We start from the raw sequence: 18,580 nt of genomic DNA, 5'->3' as shown, positions 1-18,580 counted from the left end.
GCGAAACCGGAGGTTTGATCATGAAGGAAACGTTACAACATACACCTATGCGCATGGCCGACCAGTTTATGGAGAGTTATCGCAGCCATGAGCTGTATGCGACTTGGCATTATGAGAACGGTTGTCTGCTCAAAGCACTGGAAGAACTCTACGCTCGTACAGGTGAACAGAGATATTTTGACTATATTCAGGAACTTATGGATCATTTCATTCAGGAAGACGGATCGATTCGGTCCTATACGATTGAGGAATATAATCTGGATCAGATCAACCAGGGAAAATCACTATTTTTCCTGCTGGAGAAAACAGGTCAGGAAAAGTATCGCAAAGCTTCTGAGTTGCTGATGGCGCAACTGAAAGGGCAACCGCGCACAAGTGGGGGCGGTTTCTGGCACAAGAAAATCTATCCGTTCCAAATGTGGCTGGATGGATTGTATATGGCGACACCTTATCTGACTCAATATGGAGCCGTGACTGGTGAAGAGAAGTGGTTTGACAAGGCTGCTTTGCAATTGCTTTTGGTGGAAGCACAAACTCGTGATCCACGCAGTGGTCTGCTCTACCACGCTTGGGACGAGAGCAAAGAGCAACGCTGGAGCTCCGGAGATACAGGGTGCTCACCACATGTCTGGAGCCGGGCAGTAGGCTGGTACGTGATGGCGGTTGTAGATACGCTGGATTATCTGCCAGTTGATCATGAGCAACGTGGACAGATTATCGGTATTTTCGAGCGACTCGCAAATGCGCTTATCCATGTACAGGATCAGGAGACAGGATTGTGGCCGCATCTGCTCGATCAGCCAGGACGCGAGCGGAATTATCTGGAGGCTTCGGGCACTTCGATGTTTGTATATGCCCTTGCCAAGGGTGTGCGCAAAGGATACTTGAGCGGGAAGTTCAAAGCGATTGCGGAAAAAGGATATCAAGGCCTGTTGCAACATCTGTTGCAAACAGACCAGGAGGGTGTGCTTTCCCTGACACAGTGCAACGGGGGAGCAGGTCTTGGAGGAACTCCGTATCGTGACGGGTCCTATGAGTACTATGTGACTGAATCGATTCGTATTAATGATCCGAAATCCGTTGCTCCATTTATTTTGGCAGGGGTAGAGATGGAACTGGCATAATGCCGGTTCTTTTCTCCAAAGCATTATGATAGCGCATACATTACGAGATTGAAGGCATCTATGATTGAGGAATGAGGGCAAGTCCACTGAACAATAGGTTTATCCAAAAGGAGAGATGGTTCATGAGTCCAAAAAGTCCAAAACGTTCAAAGAGTCCAATGTTTCGCGTAGGAAGCTTCGTTATTGTTGGCGCGATGTCTGCCGGTTTGCTGGCTGGATGTGGGGGAGAAAAAGCTCCAGCCGCCGGGGAAGGCAAAATGCCCCTTTCAATTTCATTGATGCAGGTGGGTGATGTGCCCGCTAAGGAAAATGCAATCGAGAAGAAGATTGAGGAATACACGAATACCGATGTAAACGTGCAGTGGATTCCGCAATCGGCGTTCGACGACAAAGTCAATGTCATGGTGGCATCAGGGGAGATGCCAACGATTATGCGTGTCAATTATGTACCCACAACTTTTAATGCGGCAAAGACAGGATTGTTCTGGGAACTCGGGCCTTACCTGAAAGATTACAAAAACTTGTCTGCCCAGTCGGAGGCTCATTTTAATAACATCAAGATCGAAGGTAAAATCTACGGCATCCCGAATTTCCGGGATATCGGACGAACGGCAATCGTATATCGGAAAGACTGGTTTGATAAGCTGAAACTGGATATCCCGAAAAATCTGGATGATTGGTATGAGGTTATGCGTTCTGTCCGCAAGGATGATCCAGATGGTAATGGCAAGGAAGATACGTATGGTGCGTTGTTGTTTAAAAAGTATAACGAGGGTGTATCTTCACCGCTGACCCGGATTGCTGTAAGTATTGGTGGAGTCAACAAATGGGGTGTAGACGACGCTGGTAAATTAACACCAGAATTTCTGACTCCTGAATATGTGGATACGATGAAGCTGTTCAAGCGATTGTTTAATGAAGGGCTGATCAATAGTGATTTCCCTGCACTGGACCCTTCCGATGCGGACAAAAAAATGGATTCAGGTCTCGTTGCCATGAAACTGAACGGTGTCGCTCAGAACGGGAAATCATCCCAGCAACGGCTCACACCTAACGCACCGGATGGTGTCATTGATGTAGCGCCGTTTCAAGGGCCAGATGGCATTCGCATTGCGGGTGAGCCTGGAAACTACGGTATGCTTGTCATCCCGAAAGCATCTGTAACGGATGAGGCGCAGCTCAAGAAGGTACTCACCTTCCTGGATCAGCTGTTGGACGAGGAACTCAGCACGCTGCAATTGCGTGGTTTACTCGATGTGCACTACAGCAAGACCGCTGACGGTAAAACGGAACTGAAAGACTTCGACGCATATCAGCGTGAGGTTAAACCATATCGTGATAATCTGCTAAGTGTGGAAGGATACAATGTGCCTGAACTGGTCGATGTTCCTATTGGTATGAAAGGCACGAAGATGGCTCGAGAAAATGAACAGTATGCAATTGCTAATCCTGCACTTACACTGTCCTCGGTGATCTATACAGAGCGCGGTCAGGAACTGGATCAGATGATCTGGGATGCGCAGACCAAATACATTATGGGCAAGATCGATGATGCTGGCTGGGAACAGGAAGTTGCCAACTGGAGAAAAGCAGGCGGTGACCAACTGATCACAGAACTGGAAGCTTCGTATAAAGAACTGAACGGGAAATAAATGAGACTGCCATAAAAAAAGGTTGATTTCATGCAAGGAATAAGTTTATCCTATAAAGGAGTAAAAATTCCATAATTTAATAAGTGAGACTACACCTTAAAGCATAAGGCTATGAATCTGCGGATTCATGGCCTTTTTTTGTTTTTTAGGATAAAGAGTAGGTCTCAAGGAGGGGGAGATGGTCACCTTAGAATCATGGGGAGGTATGAAAATGATACCAAAATACTAGTTATACATGGTAGAATATTGATTATAATTCCAAATTTAGGATTTTGACTTATGTTTGATAAGCAAGTCATCCGTTTGAGCAAATGAAGGATCCCCATACTAAGGTACATAGGAGCGTGAACAGATTGAAGATGAAGCGAGTGGTTCAAGGGAAGAAGAAAAGAAGATTTGTTTATATGATAGGGCTGTTAACAGCAGTCATGATGGCAGGTACATGTCTTTCTTTTGGAATGGGGTCTGGGAAGTGGACGACAGTGGTTAGTGCTGGAGTGAGCGACAGCGTAGGGAGTCGGTTCAGCGATATCAAAGGACACTGGGCTCAGGCAACGATTGCAAAAGCATATGAGAAAAAATTGATTTCCGGCTATCAGGATGGCACTTTCCGCCCGAATGGTAAGATCACCCGCGGGGAATATGCAGCAATACTAGCTCGCTCGACCAGAATCGAGAATGCTCAGGGGCAGGAGCAGTCTTCTTTCTCTGATCTTCAAGGACATTGGTCTGAAACGGCTGTCCGCCAGTTGGTGGAACAAGGCTTTATTGACGCTGGTGATTATGCAGGCGGCTTTAAGCCCAATACGGAACTGACACGATATGAAATGATGAAGTGGATTGCAAACGGACTGATCAAGTCGGACAGCAGTTTTCAGAATGCTTTTAATGATACGAAAAACACCTTACTGCCTACACCTGAAGTAAACCGCGGAACGATTCGTAACGAACAGATTCCGTACCTCGTCCTAGTGCGCGGAACAGGCATTGTCGGTGGATTTCAAGACGGCACGTTAAAACCGGCAGATACGACAACTCGTGCAGAGGTTTCCGCTATTCTGCTTCGCTACATGGACGTGGAGGGGACAGATGCCTCCAAGTACAGCGACCTGAACGAGATGCGGGAAGTGGGCACGACAGGTACGAATTTAACGACGATTAGTAATTATAAGTATAGCTCTGGCTCTGTCATGATTTCAGATCTATCAGAAGCTGATATTAGCCTTAGTAACAAGTCTGGAGTATTACAAATTCATCGTTTTATCGTTGTGGATGCGACTCAAAGTAAACCAGAAGGAATTTATGCTAAGCTTTTTATGCCTGAAAAATATGCAAGTGGTTCGTATAGGACTTTTGTAGATATTTCCTTCAAATCTAATTTAGAAAGTTCTAATTTGATCACATTCAATAGGGGGTTATCTGATTCACTAATACAGTTTAATCGTCTCAATTTGGATGTGGCTAAGAAACAAGGTTTTAATACAATACCTATGGACTCGGGACAATTATTAAAGAAGGGTATTCAAAAAAGATTTTGGGTTACTTCAACTCTGAGAAACACATCGTGGTCTTATTCTCTGAAAACAGATCAATTAGGTGAATTTAGAATTCAAAGGTAGTTCAGTAGGATGGTGAGTAGGTTGTAATGAGAAAAGTAATATATTCTTGTGTAGCTATATTATTTGGAGTGTTGATTTTACAACTCACAGCGTTAATATTAACGTCAAACATAGTAAACGCTGTTACAAGTGAGTATGGCCCTAAAAGAATGAAGAGCCCTCAGTATATTACCATACTAGCGAACCCTAGGGTAGGAAATCCGGGAGTGTATTGGTACCAAGAGAATAATGGGAAATTTAGAGCTGATCATTCAGGAGGACCGACCTATGCAAATAATGCAGGGAGTTGCTCAAATCCATTTCCTGCAGCGACAGAGGTTCCCGATAGTGTAGATTTTAGTAATTGGCCACCAACAGACTGGCCTGATTACAATTCTACAAGAATTGATACTAATAAAGTTAAAAACATACGTATTCATGATGTTAAATATCAAGGAAGAGCAGATCAAAATTCGTATACTGGTATAGGAGATATTAGACCTCCGTTCTTATCAACTGTTGTTGCGATCAGGACAATCACTGGAGGATATCATGTACCAACGGAGCATAAGCCATTTGAGAATGGTGGTAGAACGAATACTGGATGTATAAAAAAAGTAGTTGCCTACTTCACCCCTATGGACATCATTTGGGAAGGTGATCTAGAGGAAGAAAAAGAGATTGACGTTACACCTGATACTACCCTCACGATTGGCCAGACCAAACAGATGGTAGCCAAAGTAAAGACCAAAGGCTATGGCTCCACAGCGTGGAGTGAGGGGGTCGATGTATCTGGCAGGGAGACGGAGATTAAATGGTTTTCTTCGGACGAAGCGGTGGCAAGCATTGAACTAAAGACAGGTATGTTAAAAGCGGAAAGCCCTGGAACGGTTACAGTACGTGCAATTTGGAACAATGGTACATATCTCATTTCGGATACAGCCACCGTTACCGTGACGTCCGAACCGGGACTGGTTGTGAACCTGCCTAATGCCTGTAAATCTACGACAACACCATTGCAGGCGGAAGCAGTCCTCACCAAATCAGATCGAAGTATCCATAAATTAACGGTGCATCCCAAATTGATGTGGAGCAGTTCGAATGCTTCTGTGGCGACAATCGGTGCTGATGGCAAAATTACAACAAAGGGTATTGTGGGTACTACGATCATCAAAGCTCATTTCCTGGATACCGCCCAGCGTATAGATGAACAGGCTGAACAAGAGCTTGAGGTCAAGGAATGCTCTAATGGCGGAGGTGGAGGAGACACGGGCGGTGAAGATCCAGGAAACGATCCTGCGAATGCCTGTCCGGTGAGCATCAGTCCACCAAGTCGAGGCGCAGTACTTGAAGCTAAAGTGATGGATCCTTCGGTTCAAGGGGTGCTCAGAGCAGACATTCGGGGTGCCGAGAAATTTGATGTTACACGAGGAATCCCAACGTCGGAAGATTTATATGCAAATGTTCTCGCCAAAGGATATTTGTTTCAGCACCGATGGGTGAACATGACGGGCACAGTGACCTATGATGTTAAAGTCAAGAAGACGTACCACAAAACGTGGACAATACCAGGCCGACCTTCCCGCGGTGAGGGGGATCCAGGCACACAACCAGAGCCCAAAGAACGTGATGTGCCAGGTGATCGATCGATGCGAGTAACAAGGGAATATAGTTATTGGCGGATTGATAACTTAGAGGTCTACAAATTAAATGAAGCCAAGGTGTCTAACTATGCGCTTGGTGGTTACGGAGGTGTAGTTACGCTGACACCAAATTCCTACATACCTCCAACTCTACAATCTATGACGGATACTGCTGTGCAGAGTCATGTTAAACCTTCGCCATGTCGTGAGATTGATCTGGGTACCCAGACTGTCCCTGGAGGTTCCACTGAGCCGCCTACGCCGATGGAAACTTCACTTTTTCAAGCAGAAGCAGAAGCGGTGGTTCAGGAGAATACGGTTAACAATGACAAAGTGGTCTTTAATGGTACGACTATTATGAATAATAGCCCAGCCCAGAAGGAAGCCCCCAGACCTGGAATGATTCCGCAGCCTCATATGATCGGGGATGATGTGTTATATCAGAACAGATTAACCATTCAGAACACACTGATGAACAGAGCAGATCAGCCGAGCACGGGTGACATATTCTACGGACTACTGCCTGAAAACGTAAACGCTGGACAAAATCAGCGGTTTTCAATTCCTGGAATCAATCCGGTCACGGTACATACACCAGTGGTCGACTATGCTTGGGTTTCGGATGACCAGCCGCATAACCAAAAAACGAAGCCAGATCCTATGCGGGCGGCGTTAATTCTGGAGCGTCCATTCTTGGTCCGTATCCCCACGTCAGGACAACATCTAGATGAAGTACGCTATCCAGGTTACGGAAATCGCGATTACGGGAAGTATTTTCGCAGTAAACAGGTGCGTTTCCCGTTCGATGTTTACACCGATGGCAAAAGTAGCTTTATCCCAGCCAAAACCTGGGTTGATATTCCCGTCAATCAACTGGATACTACCTTTGTGCTTCCTGTCTGGATCGATGAAGGCGCCTATCAGATTGAGTTCCGCAACATCGCAGAAAATGCACCCATGCAGTTTACAGAACAACCTGATGCTAATACGGATCTGGCACATCATGTCGCAACGGATACGATAGCTGTGGAGGTCATTGGGCGATTGTATGATTTTCGAATCACAGATATCGCGGACTATCATTGGGAGAGGGTGTTTCGTCAAAGACCAGGAAGTCCCGAGCCTACGGGTGTTAACTACTGGACAGGAACAAATGAAATTGATGGAGATCCGAGGGGCAACCTGGCTCCGTATGTTTTGCCAATCCGCCCAGGTAGCCACCCTGTGCAGGGATACCGCAATGTCGCTGTGAAGACAGGCTATCACTTTAAGTTTGATGTGAAGACCAAGGGGAATATGTTTGGCAAACAGGATGGTATCCGAATCACACCAACTTTCTTTTATATCCCCAAAGACGGAACCAAGAGGCAGGAAGTGGATTTGTACTACCATCGAGGGCAGCAGCAACTTATCCTTATTGGATCGGCACAGGATGTTGAGAAGCGTTATGTAGTGCTGAACGCAAGGCTACGAAACGTGCCTGGAATGGAACTCAGCGATACAGCACGCTATCAGTACACCCATGAATGGACATCAGAAGATCGGCAGTTGTATACGCTGGAACAGGCGATGGTTCGGTTTGTGACCCAGATGTCATATCGTCAAACTTGGACAGGCAGGTACGATTGGATGATTCTCCCGTCACAGATTCGTACACTCATAGGTCCAAAAACAGACCTTCCTTCCGGGGTGGATATAGATCGGGCGAATGCCGCCATACAGCGCTGGTACGGAGAATATAGCCTGCCAGCCGATGTATATGCTGTTCCCAAAGGCACGAATCTGGAGCGTCTGGCCCGAGAAACTTTGCTAGATGACAAGGCTCCTGTATTCCTGCAAGATGGATACATTGTAGTGAACTTTAATCTGGAAACGTTACAAAATGGCAATACACTCGCGCCTCATCTGCAATATATGCACGCCCCATTAATGAATCAATGGAAACTGGAAGGTTTTAATGGAAGTCCAGTGGATGAACAGGGGATAAGATGGCAGACGAGAGATGGAGATGTGGTGTGGTATCATGCAGATCAATCTAGCCGTGATGATTTTCAAGCGCAGGTACCTCATTAGCGAAACGACGGGTTTGAAATAAAAGTAGAAGCTTTATATACGAAGTAGCTGTGATGTGAGTCTGCGTCACGGCTACTTCTTTTTTGTATAAACAGATTATGCTTGATCCGTTGAACGGGTATAAAGGGTAAGGAGCACTTTCCTGATACTCACTTGGCACCACGCTCTACATTCCGTTTTACATGAATAACATACGACGCTCACCGAGAGGGGAATTGATATGATTGACGAAGTTCAACAACAGCAACAGCAGATTGCCCGGAAAACAGATATAGCTTCGATCACGAGTACATATAAAGGGGGGGATCTGGGGGTTACCCTTCAACCGGCTGTTTGTTCTTTCAAAGTTTGGTCTCCCATTGCGATTCAAATGGAACTGCTTCTGTACCCACCCCTCACAGGTGGAAGTCCCGATGACATCCCGAACGCGTTGAAGCAGAGCAACATCCCAATGCATTCCGGTGAACAGGATGTGTGGGTTTTAGAAGTGGAAGGGGATTTACGAGGTTATCGCTATATGTTCAAGCCAACTTTTGCCGATGGAACTTCAACGATCGCGGTTGATCCTTACGCGCGGGCCGTAACCATGAACGGTGAAATGGGTGTTATTGTGGACATGCAAGAGACTCACCCTGAGGGTTGGCAACAGGATAAACGTCCCGAATTGAGTCATCCCACGGATGCTGTCCTGTATGAGCTACATGTCCGGGATTTCTCCATTCATGCTTCTTCCGGGATTGCGAACAAAGGAAAGTATCTGGCTTTCACCGAGACTGGGCTTCAAGATGCAACAGGTAATACGCTTGGAATTGATCATTTGGTTGAACTAGGCATTACACATGTACACCTGTTGCCTGTATTTGATTTTGCTACGGTAGACGAGGCGAAGGTAGATGATGATCCTAAGGATGCCTCTAACTATAATTGGGGTTACGATCCACTACATTACAATGTTCCGGAAGGATCTTATGCATCACGCGCAGATGAACCCGTAACGCGAATTCGTGAATTCAAGTCCATGGTGCTTGCACTTCATCGTAAAGGGATAGGTGTCATTATGGATGTCGTGTACAACCACACGTTTGATACAGCGGAGAGTTCATTTGAGAAGCTCGTTCCCGGATATTATTATCGTCAGCATGCCGACGGAACGTACAGTAACGGTTCAGGCACAGGCAATGAAGTGGCAACAGAACGAGCTATGGTACGTAAATTTATTATCGATTCGGTGCGTTTCTGGGCAGAGGAATATCATGTGGACGGTTTTCGTTTTGATCTGATGGGGCTGATGGATGTTACGACGATGAAACAGCTCGCATCCGAGCTTCATACTGAGGTATCTCCCTCCATTTTGTTATACGGCGAACCTTGGGGAGCAATGGAATCACCTTTGGGTGATGAGATGACCTTGAAAGGAACACAGCGCGGATCACGCTTTGCCGTGTTTAATGATAATTTCCGTGGTGTCATTAAAGGAGACAGTGATGGGGACGGCAAAGGTTTTGCGACGGGTGAAGACGGGAAAGAAGCGGAGTTATGGACAGGCGTGCAAGGGTCTATTCATGATTTTACGGAAGGTCCATCTGAGACTATTAATTATGTAACTGTACATGACAATCTTAATCTGTGGGATAAGGTGGCCCGTACGCAAGGGTTACAAGATAAGCTAGGCTTTCTGACGTATGATGAGGATGGGAGTATCCGGGGGTTCGACAATGTGGAAGAGGCTGTGCGACAGGCTGATCCTTATCTTCAGATCGATCCAGCGCATGTGCTCGGAAACGAAACCGTGAGACGCTGCCTTCTTGCAAACGGTATTGTACTTACCTCACAAGGTGTTCCGCTGATTGCGGCAGGAGATGAGATATTACGAAGTAAATACGGGGACGCTAACAGTCATGAGAGTGGAGACGTAGTCAACGCCATACATTGGGATCAGAAGCAACGATTTAAGCCCGTATTCGACTATTACCGTGGCCTGATTCGCCTGCGGCGGGAGCATCCTTCTTTTCGCCTGCGTACACGCGAAGCGATTGAGAAGCATGTTCGACTTTTGCAAAAAGATAAAGGACTTTTAGCATTCGAGTTGCAGGGTGCAGATGTGAATGATGCATGGCAACGGATTATCGTGATCTACAATGCGACCAAAGAATCTCATCGGATCTCTATCCCTTCAGGCACATGGAGAGTGGTTGTTGAAGAAGGACAGGCTGGTGTAAATACGCTTCGTACCATCGAGGTTACGGAGGAAATGGAGGGCAACAATAACATCCACGATCAGACTCAGCATAGCAAAAAGAGCACCAAGAGCAGCTCAGACAATCAAGAGACTAACAACAATCAAGTACAGGTCAGCATGTTATCCATGACCGTATTATTTTCGCAGTCCTCTTGAAGAAAGTCAGGCTTGTACAAGGATGACAAAATGTCTGTTTTTATCTAACAACAGGGCAGTGAGTCATAACGATGTATTTCAGTTTAAAAGTCACACAGTAGAACACTCTCTTTGATATCAAAAGAGGGTGTTTTTTTGATTCCATAGGTACATACGTTGTCAACCGCTGCGCTTGTTTACATATGATAGATGAAAGCGATTGCTCATCAATTGTTTCGATCTAACCGATATGTTGAGTACAGACAACCCCGGGTTGACAAAAGGCGTCCCACTTCGTAACATCGGGACAATACGAAATTAAAGGATATAAAGGCGGTGAGAACGATGCCGGAATGGACTTCTTTTTGTTATGAAGGCAACGATCTTGGCTTAACTTATACCAGTGCTGCGAGTACGTTCAAAGTATGGGCGCCTACAGCACAGCTGGTTAATATATTAGTTTTCGAATATGAGGGAGAGTATAACGATCTTGGCGAAGTGTCCCATCATGAGGATGGTCAGGCATTTGAGATGACACGTGACCCGGACGGGATCTGGCAACGGACTCTTTCGGGCGACTGGGCAGGACACTTTTATATGTATCGCATCGTTCATCATGATCAACGGGTAGAAATAGTAGCGGACCCTTACGCCAGAGCAGTTACAGTCAATGGGCAACGGACGGCGATCATTGATCTGAATATGACTCATCCAGAGGGATGGGATCAAGATGTAAAGCCCGCCTTTGTAAGCCCGGTTGATGCGATCATCTATGAACTGCACGTAAGAGACTTCTCTTCCGATCCTCAGGCCGAACTTCCGTACAAAGGAAAGTATATGGCTTTTACGGCTACCGGGCTTACCGATGAGACAGGCAACCGAATTGGCGTCGATCATTTGGTTGAACTGGGTATTACCCATGTACATCTGCTGCCTGTGGCCGATTACCAGACGGTAAATGAACTCGCAGTAGCGAACACCGATCCAACGGCCAAAGTACCCTATAACTGGGGCTATGATCCGCAACACTATAATGTACCTGAGGGTTCCTATTCGACGAATCCCCGAGATCCTGCTGTTCGTATTCGGGAGTTCAAAGCGATGATTCAGTCCTTGCACCAGCAAGGGATCCGTGTTGTGCTTGATGTCGTGTACAACCATACGTACAGTGTGGAAAAAGGCCCTTTTGAGCGAATCGTGCCAGGTTACTTCTATCGTTATTATGAAGATGGTACACTCAGCAACGGTTCAGGTGTAGGGAATGAACTGGCAACAGAGCGTCCTATGGTACGAAAATATATTCTGGATTCCTTACGCTATTGGGCAGAAGAATATCATATTGACGGATTCCGGTTTGATCTGATGGCACTGATTGATCTGGACACGATGAGTGAGCTTACCCGTCAGTTAAAAGAAAAGATAGACCCTACCTTTCTGATCTATGGAGAGCCGTGGATGGGAGGCGACTCTCCGCTGGCTCGTCAAACCCTCAAGGGAACACAGAGAGGCAAAGGATTTGCTGTATTCAATGATCATTTTCGCGGTGCGATTAAAGGAGACAGTGACGGTAGCAGTAGAGGATTCATCACAGGTGCCGGCGGCTTGGAATATGAAATAAGCAAAGGTGTTGCGGGAGCACTGGATGACTTCACCTCATCCCCCGCCGAAACCGTTAATTATGTGACCGCCCATGATAACCTGAATCTCTGGGATAAAATGACTACCTCGCTCCATCTTAGACATGATCTGGGCTTTCCTGTATGGAAAGACGGACAGCCTGTGGAGGGAGGCAGTGCCGAGTCGGCTGTTAAGGCTGCAGATCCGTATCGATATGTCGATGAAGCAGATGTATTGCATAATGAAATGGTTCGCCGTTCCATTCTTGCATCTGGCATCCTGCTTACTTCACAGGGAATACCGTTTCTACATGCCGGTGATGAGATGTTAAGATCCAAGGCTGGAGATCATAACAGTTATCGAAGCGGTGATGCGGTAAATACGATCACTTGGGCCAATAAAGCCCGATTCAGGCCTGTATTTGACTATTATCGTGGGCTGATCCACTTGCGGCGCACCCATCCGGCGTTCCGTATGATTGAGGCAGAACAGATTCGCAGACATCTCCGCTTCATTCGGATGGATGGAAACGTTGTTGCCTATATGCTTGAACATGGAGCGAACGAAGATTCATGGCATCGGATTATGATTATCTATAACGGCTCGGAGGAATCTCAGACCTTACACCTGGATGAGGGTGAGTGGAAGGTTGTTGTGAATCATCATACCGCTGGAACCGACGTGATCGAGACGGTTACGGGGGAGGTTCAGATGGAACGTTGGTCGCTTATGGTTCTGTACGACAAGGAGCTCACGCCCCAGTCAGAACCGGCTGCACTGCAAATCGCTCTTCCGCGCAGGGTATTTGCTCCGCAGGAAACTTCTCAGCTACGAGCAACGGTGAGGGATCATATCGGCAATGTATTGGAAAATGTACCTGTGGTATGGAACTCTTCTGATCCAGACATGGTTCGTATAGAAAAAGATGGCACTATTCGTACATTGAGTCGTGGTGTAGTGTCAATTACGGCAAGCGTCGGTTCGATCACAGCGTCTTGTACCGTTCAGGTTGATATCCGCTACGCTGAGCGAATCGAGATCATAGGTGAACCAGTGCTATATACAACTCGAGTTAGTCGTTTCCGTGCGTTGGTGCTGGATCAATATGGGCAGCCACTTACAGATGCTCATATTCGCTGGAGTTCTGCTCATTCGGATGTAGCTGCTGTAAGCCAAGCGGGAATCGTGAGGGCGCTGACTTCGGGGAAATCCATGATCATCGCAGAAATAGGCTCCGTTCGTGCGGCATATGCGGTTACGGTTCACAGATACCTGTCACGAACCGTGACCATCTGTTATGAACGCGCTGATGGCTGTTATGACGGCTGGGATGTTTGGGTATGGGGAACGGGTATGGAGGATGGAGCCATTCGCTTGGAGCGGGCAGGCCATGTTGCGAAAGCACGGTTCCGCGTAGCTCCCGGTCTGCATCATCTGGGTTTTGTCATCAGGCTGAATGAGTGGGAGGCCAAGGACACTTGTGGAGATCGCTATGTGGATATCATGCCTGAGGATGGTGACCTGCAGATTATGGTACAAAGTGGGTCAGATGAAATGCAGATTGTGCGAGAAAATCCTGAAAAGGATGATCTGAATAGTGCATGATGTGTGCTTCTCTGTAATGTTTTGAACAGGTAATTCGTTTCATCACTCCAAGCACTAATCTTACAGTCGGAAGGAATTCCGGCTGTTTTCTTATGCTCCAAAACACATATAATTACAAAAAAAGGATAAAAAACTCCGGATTTATGTTTTAGATGCCGGATCATTGGGGTAAATATAGATATGGCCCAACATATGGCCTCAGAAAAAAGACCGTTTTGGTCTATGAGAGAAGCCGTAGAGCTTGCCAACAAAACCAAAGTAGGGATCCCTTGAAGGAGGATGTTCAACCATGAAATCCAACGGAAAAATGGCTCAACTTACAGCAACGCCAAGAACTGAAAAGAAAGGTGCAGCATTGCGCCTGTTAAGACAAGGTGGACGAGTTCCTGCCGTAGTATACGGACCGGGACAAGAAGGTGCCGCCATACATGTGGATGAAAAAGAAATGCTGAAAATGGCTCGTACAGGCCGCTCAGAGATGTTTAACCTTAGTGTAGAGGGCGGAAAAACCGTTCCTGTACTGATCAAGGATCAGCAGGAGCGTAATGGACGTCTACTACACGTTGACTTTTTACAAATTTCGAAAAATAAACCGATTAGCGTTAGTGTATCGATTGATTTCCAAGGTACTGCTGCTGGTTCCAAAGCAGGCGGTGTCTTCCAGACGCAAGAAACACAACTGGAGGTTGAAGGTTTGCCAGCAGATCTGCCAACTTCGATCGAAGTCGACGTCAGTGGTCTGGAAATTGGTGACCGCTTGACAGCAGGCGATATTAAACTGGATAAAGGTTTGACGCTCGTGACATCACCAGATTCTATCGTGGCTTCGGTTATGCCACCGCAAGCTGTTGAAGAGGAACCAACCGCTTCTGCTGATGAAGCGGCCCCAGAAGCAGAAGAAGGTCAATCTGCAGAAGAATAGGCGAACGCTGGAATTTCAAAAATTCTGCGTAAATCAGGTCCAAGCTCAGTCCACTTCTTGTGGGCTGGGCTTTTCATATGGATTTAAGGAGCGTATTTGTGGTACAACGTGAAGATAGATGAAATCGAAAAGAAAGCAGGTTTGCCCTATGTTTGACCCCACGATATACGATAATTTAAAAGTAGCTTTCGAGAATTACCTCTATGACCTGGACAATCTGGATGAGAGCATTCACATTACCCATCGCATGGATCAATTAGAAATGGCAAGCATGTCCCGGGAATTCACCTTGCGGTTCTGCCTAAGAAATCATACGGCTGTTACTGCCGAAGTGGTAATGAGAAGTTCGCTGCAGGCTATAGCCGCAGAGATTCTGGAGACCCCAGGCAGCCATCCCGGCTGCGAACTGGAGCTTCGCTTTGCGTGGGTAACTAAAGAACTGGAGCCACGTTGTCACAACGTCCAGTCGATCATGCAGGAAAATTGGCCCGATCAGCGGATAGTTCAGCATATCCACTACCTTTTTGGAGAAGCTCCGGTATCATTTAACGTTTCTGCCAATATATATTTCGGAAGGCATGTGAATGAGGATCAAATGCATGATATTCCAGTGTTATGTGATTGCATGGTTCACGTGCTGAACAAGTTGAGGGAAATAAACTAATAAAAATATGACAAATAGAACTTTTTGAAGCCTTGTCTCGTTTGGAGATCAGGGCTTTTTTTGTATTTTTTTTAGATATTTGTATAGGCTTTCAGGCATAGGAAAATTAGATTTTGGGTTATTAATTTACGCAAGCAAGTAAGAGAAGGTATATTTAGAGAGGGGAAAAGTGCAATTGGACTATAAATAAAAGGTGAAATTGCGAAAAATCAATTGGGACTAAAGATTTATATATGAACTAAAGGAACTAGTTTTCCTTGCCGATAAAATATCGAAGGGGAGAAACTACATGACAGAGAAATTAATTCGTCTGCTGCGTATACTTCAGGCTATACAAGCTAATCCCGGAATCTCTGCAAAGGAATTGGCGCTGAAATGTGGTACAACGGTGCGCACAATCTACCGCGATCTCCGGATTTTGGACAGGGTTGCTCCCATAATGAACGAAGGATATGGAAAGGGTTATCGATTTATCGGTGAGTTTGCCATGTATCCTTTAGATTTTACCGAACAGGAAGCCATGCTATTCTGTATGCTTCCGGCCTTAGTCGATACATCTAAATTACCTGCTGAATTTGACTCAGCATATGATAAGGTTATATCGGCACATACTAAACAAAAAACAAGGAACAGTGAAATTGTGGAAAATATTGCAGGAATTATTCGGATGGGGATACCTGCTTACCGAGAAGAAGGAAAGGATCCAAACTTGTTAATTCCCATTATCGAAGCGATTTTAGATGGACGGACGATTCAAGCGCAATATCATACGCTCACGAATAACGAGATTACGGTTAGACAAATAGACCCTTATTATCTCGTACCGCGTGACCAACGTTTCTATCTGATTGGGTACTGTCATTTACAGCAGAAAGTTCGGTTGTTTCGCATTAGCCGCTTCCTGGATGTAACACGAACCAATGCTGCATTTGATATGGGTGACTTCAATATCACTCAGTATATGAAGAATACTTGGTCTGTTGACCGAGGGGACGAGCATATTCATTTTAAGGTAAGATTCTCCGAAAAGGTGGCCCCTTACATAAAAGAAGAAGAGATGTTTGTTCGTCCACGAATGACAGATCTTATGGATGGTGGTTTGTTATTCGAAGTAACACTGAATAGCAGTCGTGAATTTTTGCAATGGTTATATCAGTTCGGTGCTGAGGCTGAGGTACTTGAACCTCGCGAGTATCGGAGAGAGATTCGCAAACAACTTTTGGAATGGTTGGAGCACTATAAAGATGAAGAGGCTTTATAGCCATAAGCCAAGGAATATCTGTAAAAAGGAGCATTCGTATGAGTAACAAAATTTTTGCCGCTTTGATGGGCATGGAAAACTATCATGGAGCACAAGCTCTGCATGTGGGGGATACACTGTATCTTGTAAAGGACCCGGATAATCGCTTGGATCATCAAGCCATTAAAGTGGTTATCCCCCCAATAGGGGAGGTGGGGTATATCGTAAACCATGCTGCTATGGTACCTCATGGATGCTGGACTGGTGCGGGATTCTACGATGCCTTCTACCAACAAACTTGTGCAAAAGTAAGATTTATGATGAAGGATATGGTGATTATTGAACTGATCGAAATCATGTATGTACCTGTATCTCAGATGGACTCTATTATTACGGAATGGCAGTTCCGTGAGAAAGCCTGATCAAGAAAAAAGGCTCATGAACGGATGAGCCTTGTGTAAGCTGCCTCCAAGTAGAGAGCGGTTCTTGACCAACTGAAATGAGAACTTGCTGTTTCGCGGCCACTTCTTCCCATGGATTGCACAAGATCAGGTCGTGTGGCCAATTGACGCAAGGATGAAGCAAACTGCTGAGGGTGCTTATACTCTGATATCAAGTATCCGTTCATTCCCGAATGGATAATCTCCCTTATACCCCCATTATCCGAAGCGATGACAGGAATGCCGGAGGCCATAGCTTCTACATTCACCAAGCCAAAGGCCTCGTGGTTCTGTGAAGGACAGACCAGGCAGTCTACACTTCGATAGAGCTGATCAATCTGTTCATGATTCATCTGCCCTAAAAAGGCGGCATGAACGTTATGTTTTTGTGTCAGTTTACGTAATGAGCGTACATACTTTGGAGGGCCCTTGCCTGCAATGACCAGTTGGACAGGTACTTGCTTTTGTGCTAAAGCAATAGCACGAATTAGAATATCGACCCCTTTGCCAGGGATGACTCTGCCTGCATACAGGACTGTGAAACGTTCGGTAATTCCAAACTTCTCTCGCAAGTGAAGCCGTTCTTCATTGCTGGCAACGGGTCGGAAACGGTCAAGATCAGTACCTAGCGGAACGACATTTAACCGTTTCGTTACAGGAGGGAAACGGCGGCTGAGTCTACGCTTCAATGATTGGCTGTTCACGGCAATACAATCCGCTTTTTTCAGACTAGACAGTTTCCGAGGTCCGGGTTGAACAAATGTAAGTGAGTGGAGATAGAGGATAACAGGTGTTCGCGGAAAGGCTTGTTTAATGGTAGCCATACTGTGAGGTCTGTTATCCACTTGAATAACATCAACATCGAGTGTACGAAGCAAACGAATAACTGACCGGGTATAATCTACAATACTGGATGCAAAGATTCGCTGAATCGTTATCTGTCCGATCTGTTGAAGTGCCGGCAGCCCTTTAATTTGACGGCTTACAACGGTTACCTGATGACGGCGGGCAAGTTCGTGTGCGATACCTAATATACAGATTTCCACGGAACCATTGCCAGGCAGTGGTAACTTCTCTGGTGCAACCAGAACGATCTTCATGAATCCACTCCTCCTTGTCCGACATGTTCATGACACATTTCATGCATTGTATGTTAGAGGTGGATATTTGGCTCCTGTGAGACGTATATTGGATCATGCAAATGACATGGAATATAATACAGCCTGGCTGGATGCAAATCGACACTGCTTTTGTGATATAATGTACAGGGTTCAACTAGCGTGTATTGCATAGAAGCAGGAGGAAGATGATGTTACGTTCAATGCTGGGTCGTTTCCGGCTAATGTTATGGTTACAGGGGATTTCATATATTTTACTGTTGTTCGTTGCGTTTCCCCTTCGGGATGCAGGAGTTATGCCTCAAGCGGTGACTTGGTTCGGAAACTTGTATGGTTTTTTGTTTCTGATGCATCTCTTGTTTATGGTATCTTTATACACAACTCAGAAGTGGCGTTTGCGCCGTCCCATTGCGTTATTCTTCATTTCGTTTGTACCGCTGGGCAATATGATTTATGATTTTTTTGTTTTTCGAAAATTGGCCCTTAACACTGAAAATAAAGCTTGACTTT

At 45.8% G+C, this 18,580-nt stretch carries 12 protein-coding genes; 11 read left to right on the top strand and 1 reads right to left on the bottom strand.

The features are described 5' to 3' along the window. Positions 1-20 precede the first annotated feature (20 nt). The 10 genes from J2T16_RS23630 to J2T16_RS23585 all read left to right on the top strand — a co-directional run bounded on the left by J2T16_RS23630 (position 21) and on the right by J2T16_RS23585 (position 16,934). On the top strand, positions 21-1,124 hold the full coding sequence (locus tag J2T16_RS23630; RefSeq protein WP_221787294.1) for a glycoside hydrolase family 88/105 protein: 1,104 nt from the start codon (positions 21-23) through the stop codon (positions 1,122-1,124). A gap of 122 nt (positions 1,125-1,246) precedes the next feature. Next, the gene (locus J2T16_RS23625; RefSeq protein ID WP_336122026.1) at positions 1,247-2,776 is read left to right on the top strand and encodes an extracellular solute-binding protein; all 1,530 of its coding nucleotides are present in this window, start codon (positions 1,247-1,249) and stop codon (positions 2,774-2,776) included. A gap of 344 nt (positions 2,777-3,120) precedes the next feature. Next, positions 3,121-4,395 carry an S-layer homology domain-containing protein gene (locus tag J2T16_RS23620; RefSeq protein WP_499019389.1) on the top strand — a complete coding sequence of 425 codons (1,275 nt, stop codon included), beginning with the start codon at positions 3,121-3,123 and terminating at the stop codon, positions 4,393-4,395. Between the two features lie 26 nt (positions 4,396-4,421). After that, entirely contained in the window at positions 4,422-8,090 is a 3,669-nt protein-coding gene (locus J2T16_RS23615; protein WP_418792728.1) for a DUF5704 domain-containing protein, read from the top strand. A gap of 220 nt (positions 8,091-8,310) precedes the next feature. Next, positions 8,311-10,485 carry a type I pullulanase gene (pulA, locus tag J2T16_RS23610; protein WP_499019388.1) on the top strand — a complete coding sequence of 725 codons (2,175 nt, stop codon included), beginning with the start codon at positions 8,311-8,313 and terminating at the stop codon, positions 10,483-10,485. A gap of 324 nt (positions 10,486-10,809) precedes the next feature. Continuing rightward, positions 10,810-13,686, top strand: a complete 2,877-nt coding sequence (pulA, locus tag J2T16_RS23605; RefSeq protein WP_499019408.1) for a type I pullulanase — start codon at positions 10,810-10,812, stop codon at positions 13,684-13,686. A 289-nt stretch (positions 13,687-13,975) separates the two neighbouring features. Then, the gene (locus tag J2T16_RS23600; RefSeq protein ID WP_154887590.1) at positions 13,976-14,608 is read left to right on the top strand and encodes a 50S ribosomal protein L25; all 633 of its coding nucleotides are present in this window, start codon (positions 13,976-13,978) and stop codon (positions 14,606-14,608) included. A 148-nt stretch (positions 14,609-14,756) separates the two neighbouring features. After that, positions 14,757-15,272 (top strand): hypothetical protein, encoded by a 516-nt coding sequence (locus J2T16_RS23595; protein WP_336122030.1) that lies wholly within the window; start codon positions 14,757-14,759, stop codon positions 15,270-15,272. A 289-nt stretch (positions 15,273-15,561) separates the two neighbouring features. After that, positions 15,562-16,533, top strand: a complete 972-nt coding sequence (locus J2T16_RS23590) for a helix-turn-helix transcriptional regulator (protein WP_154887595.1) — start codon at positions 15,562-15,564, stop codon at positions 16,531-16,533. A gap of 38 nt (positions 16,534-16,571) precedes the next feature. Continuing rightward, the gene (locus J2T16_RS23585) at positions 16,572-16,934 is read left to right on the top strand and encodes an HIRAN domain-containing protein (RefSeq protein WP_499019387.1); all 363 of its coding nucleotides are present in this window, start codon (positions 16,572-16,574) and stop codon (positions 16,932-16,934) included. Between the two features lie 14 nt (positions 16,935-16,948). Here J2T16_RS23585 and J2T16_RS23580 read toward each other — a convergent pair whose 3' ends face one another. After that, entirely contained in the window at positions 16,949-18,052 is a 1,104-nt protein-coding gene (locus tag J2T16_RS23580; RefSeq protein ID WP_339832106.1) for a glycosyltransferase family 4 protein, read from the bottom strand. Between the two features lie 209 nt (positions 18,053-18,261). On the opposite strand from J2T16_RS23580, the gene J2T16_RS23575 reads away from it, so the two are divergent. Next, positions 18,262-18,576, top strand: a complete 315-nt coding sequence (locus J2T16_RS23575; RefSeq protein WP_154888556.1) for a DUF3817 domain-containing protein — start codon at positions 18,262-18,264, stop codon at positions 18,574-18,576. Positions 18,577-18,580: the final 4 nt, after the last annotated feature.

Origin of the sequence: Paenibacillus intestini (genome assembly GCF_030803945.1) — a bacterium.
GTDB classification, from domain to species: domain Bacteria; phylum Bacillota; class Bacilli; order Paenibacillales; family Paenibacillaceae; genus Paenibacillus; species Paenibacillus polysaccharolyticus.
Note: the sequence above shows the minus strand (reverse complement) of the source record. Positions and strands in the feature narration are given on the sequence as shown.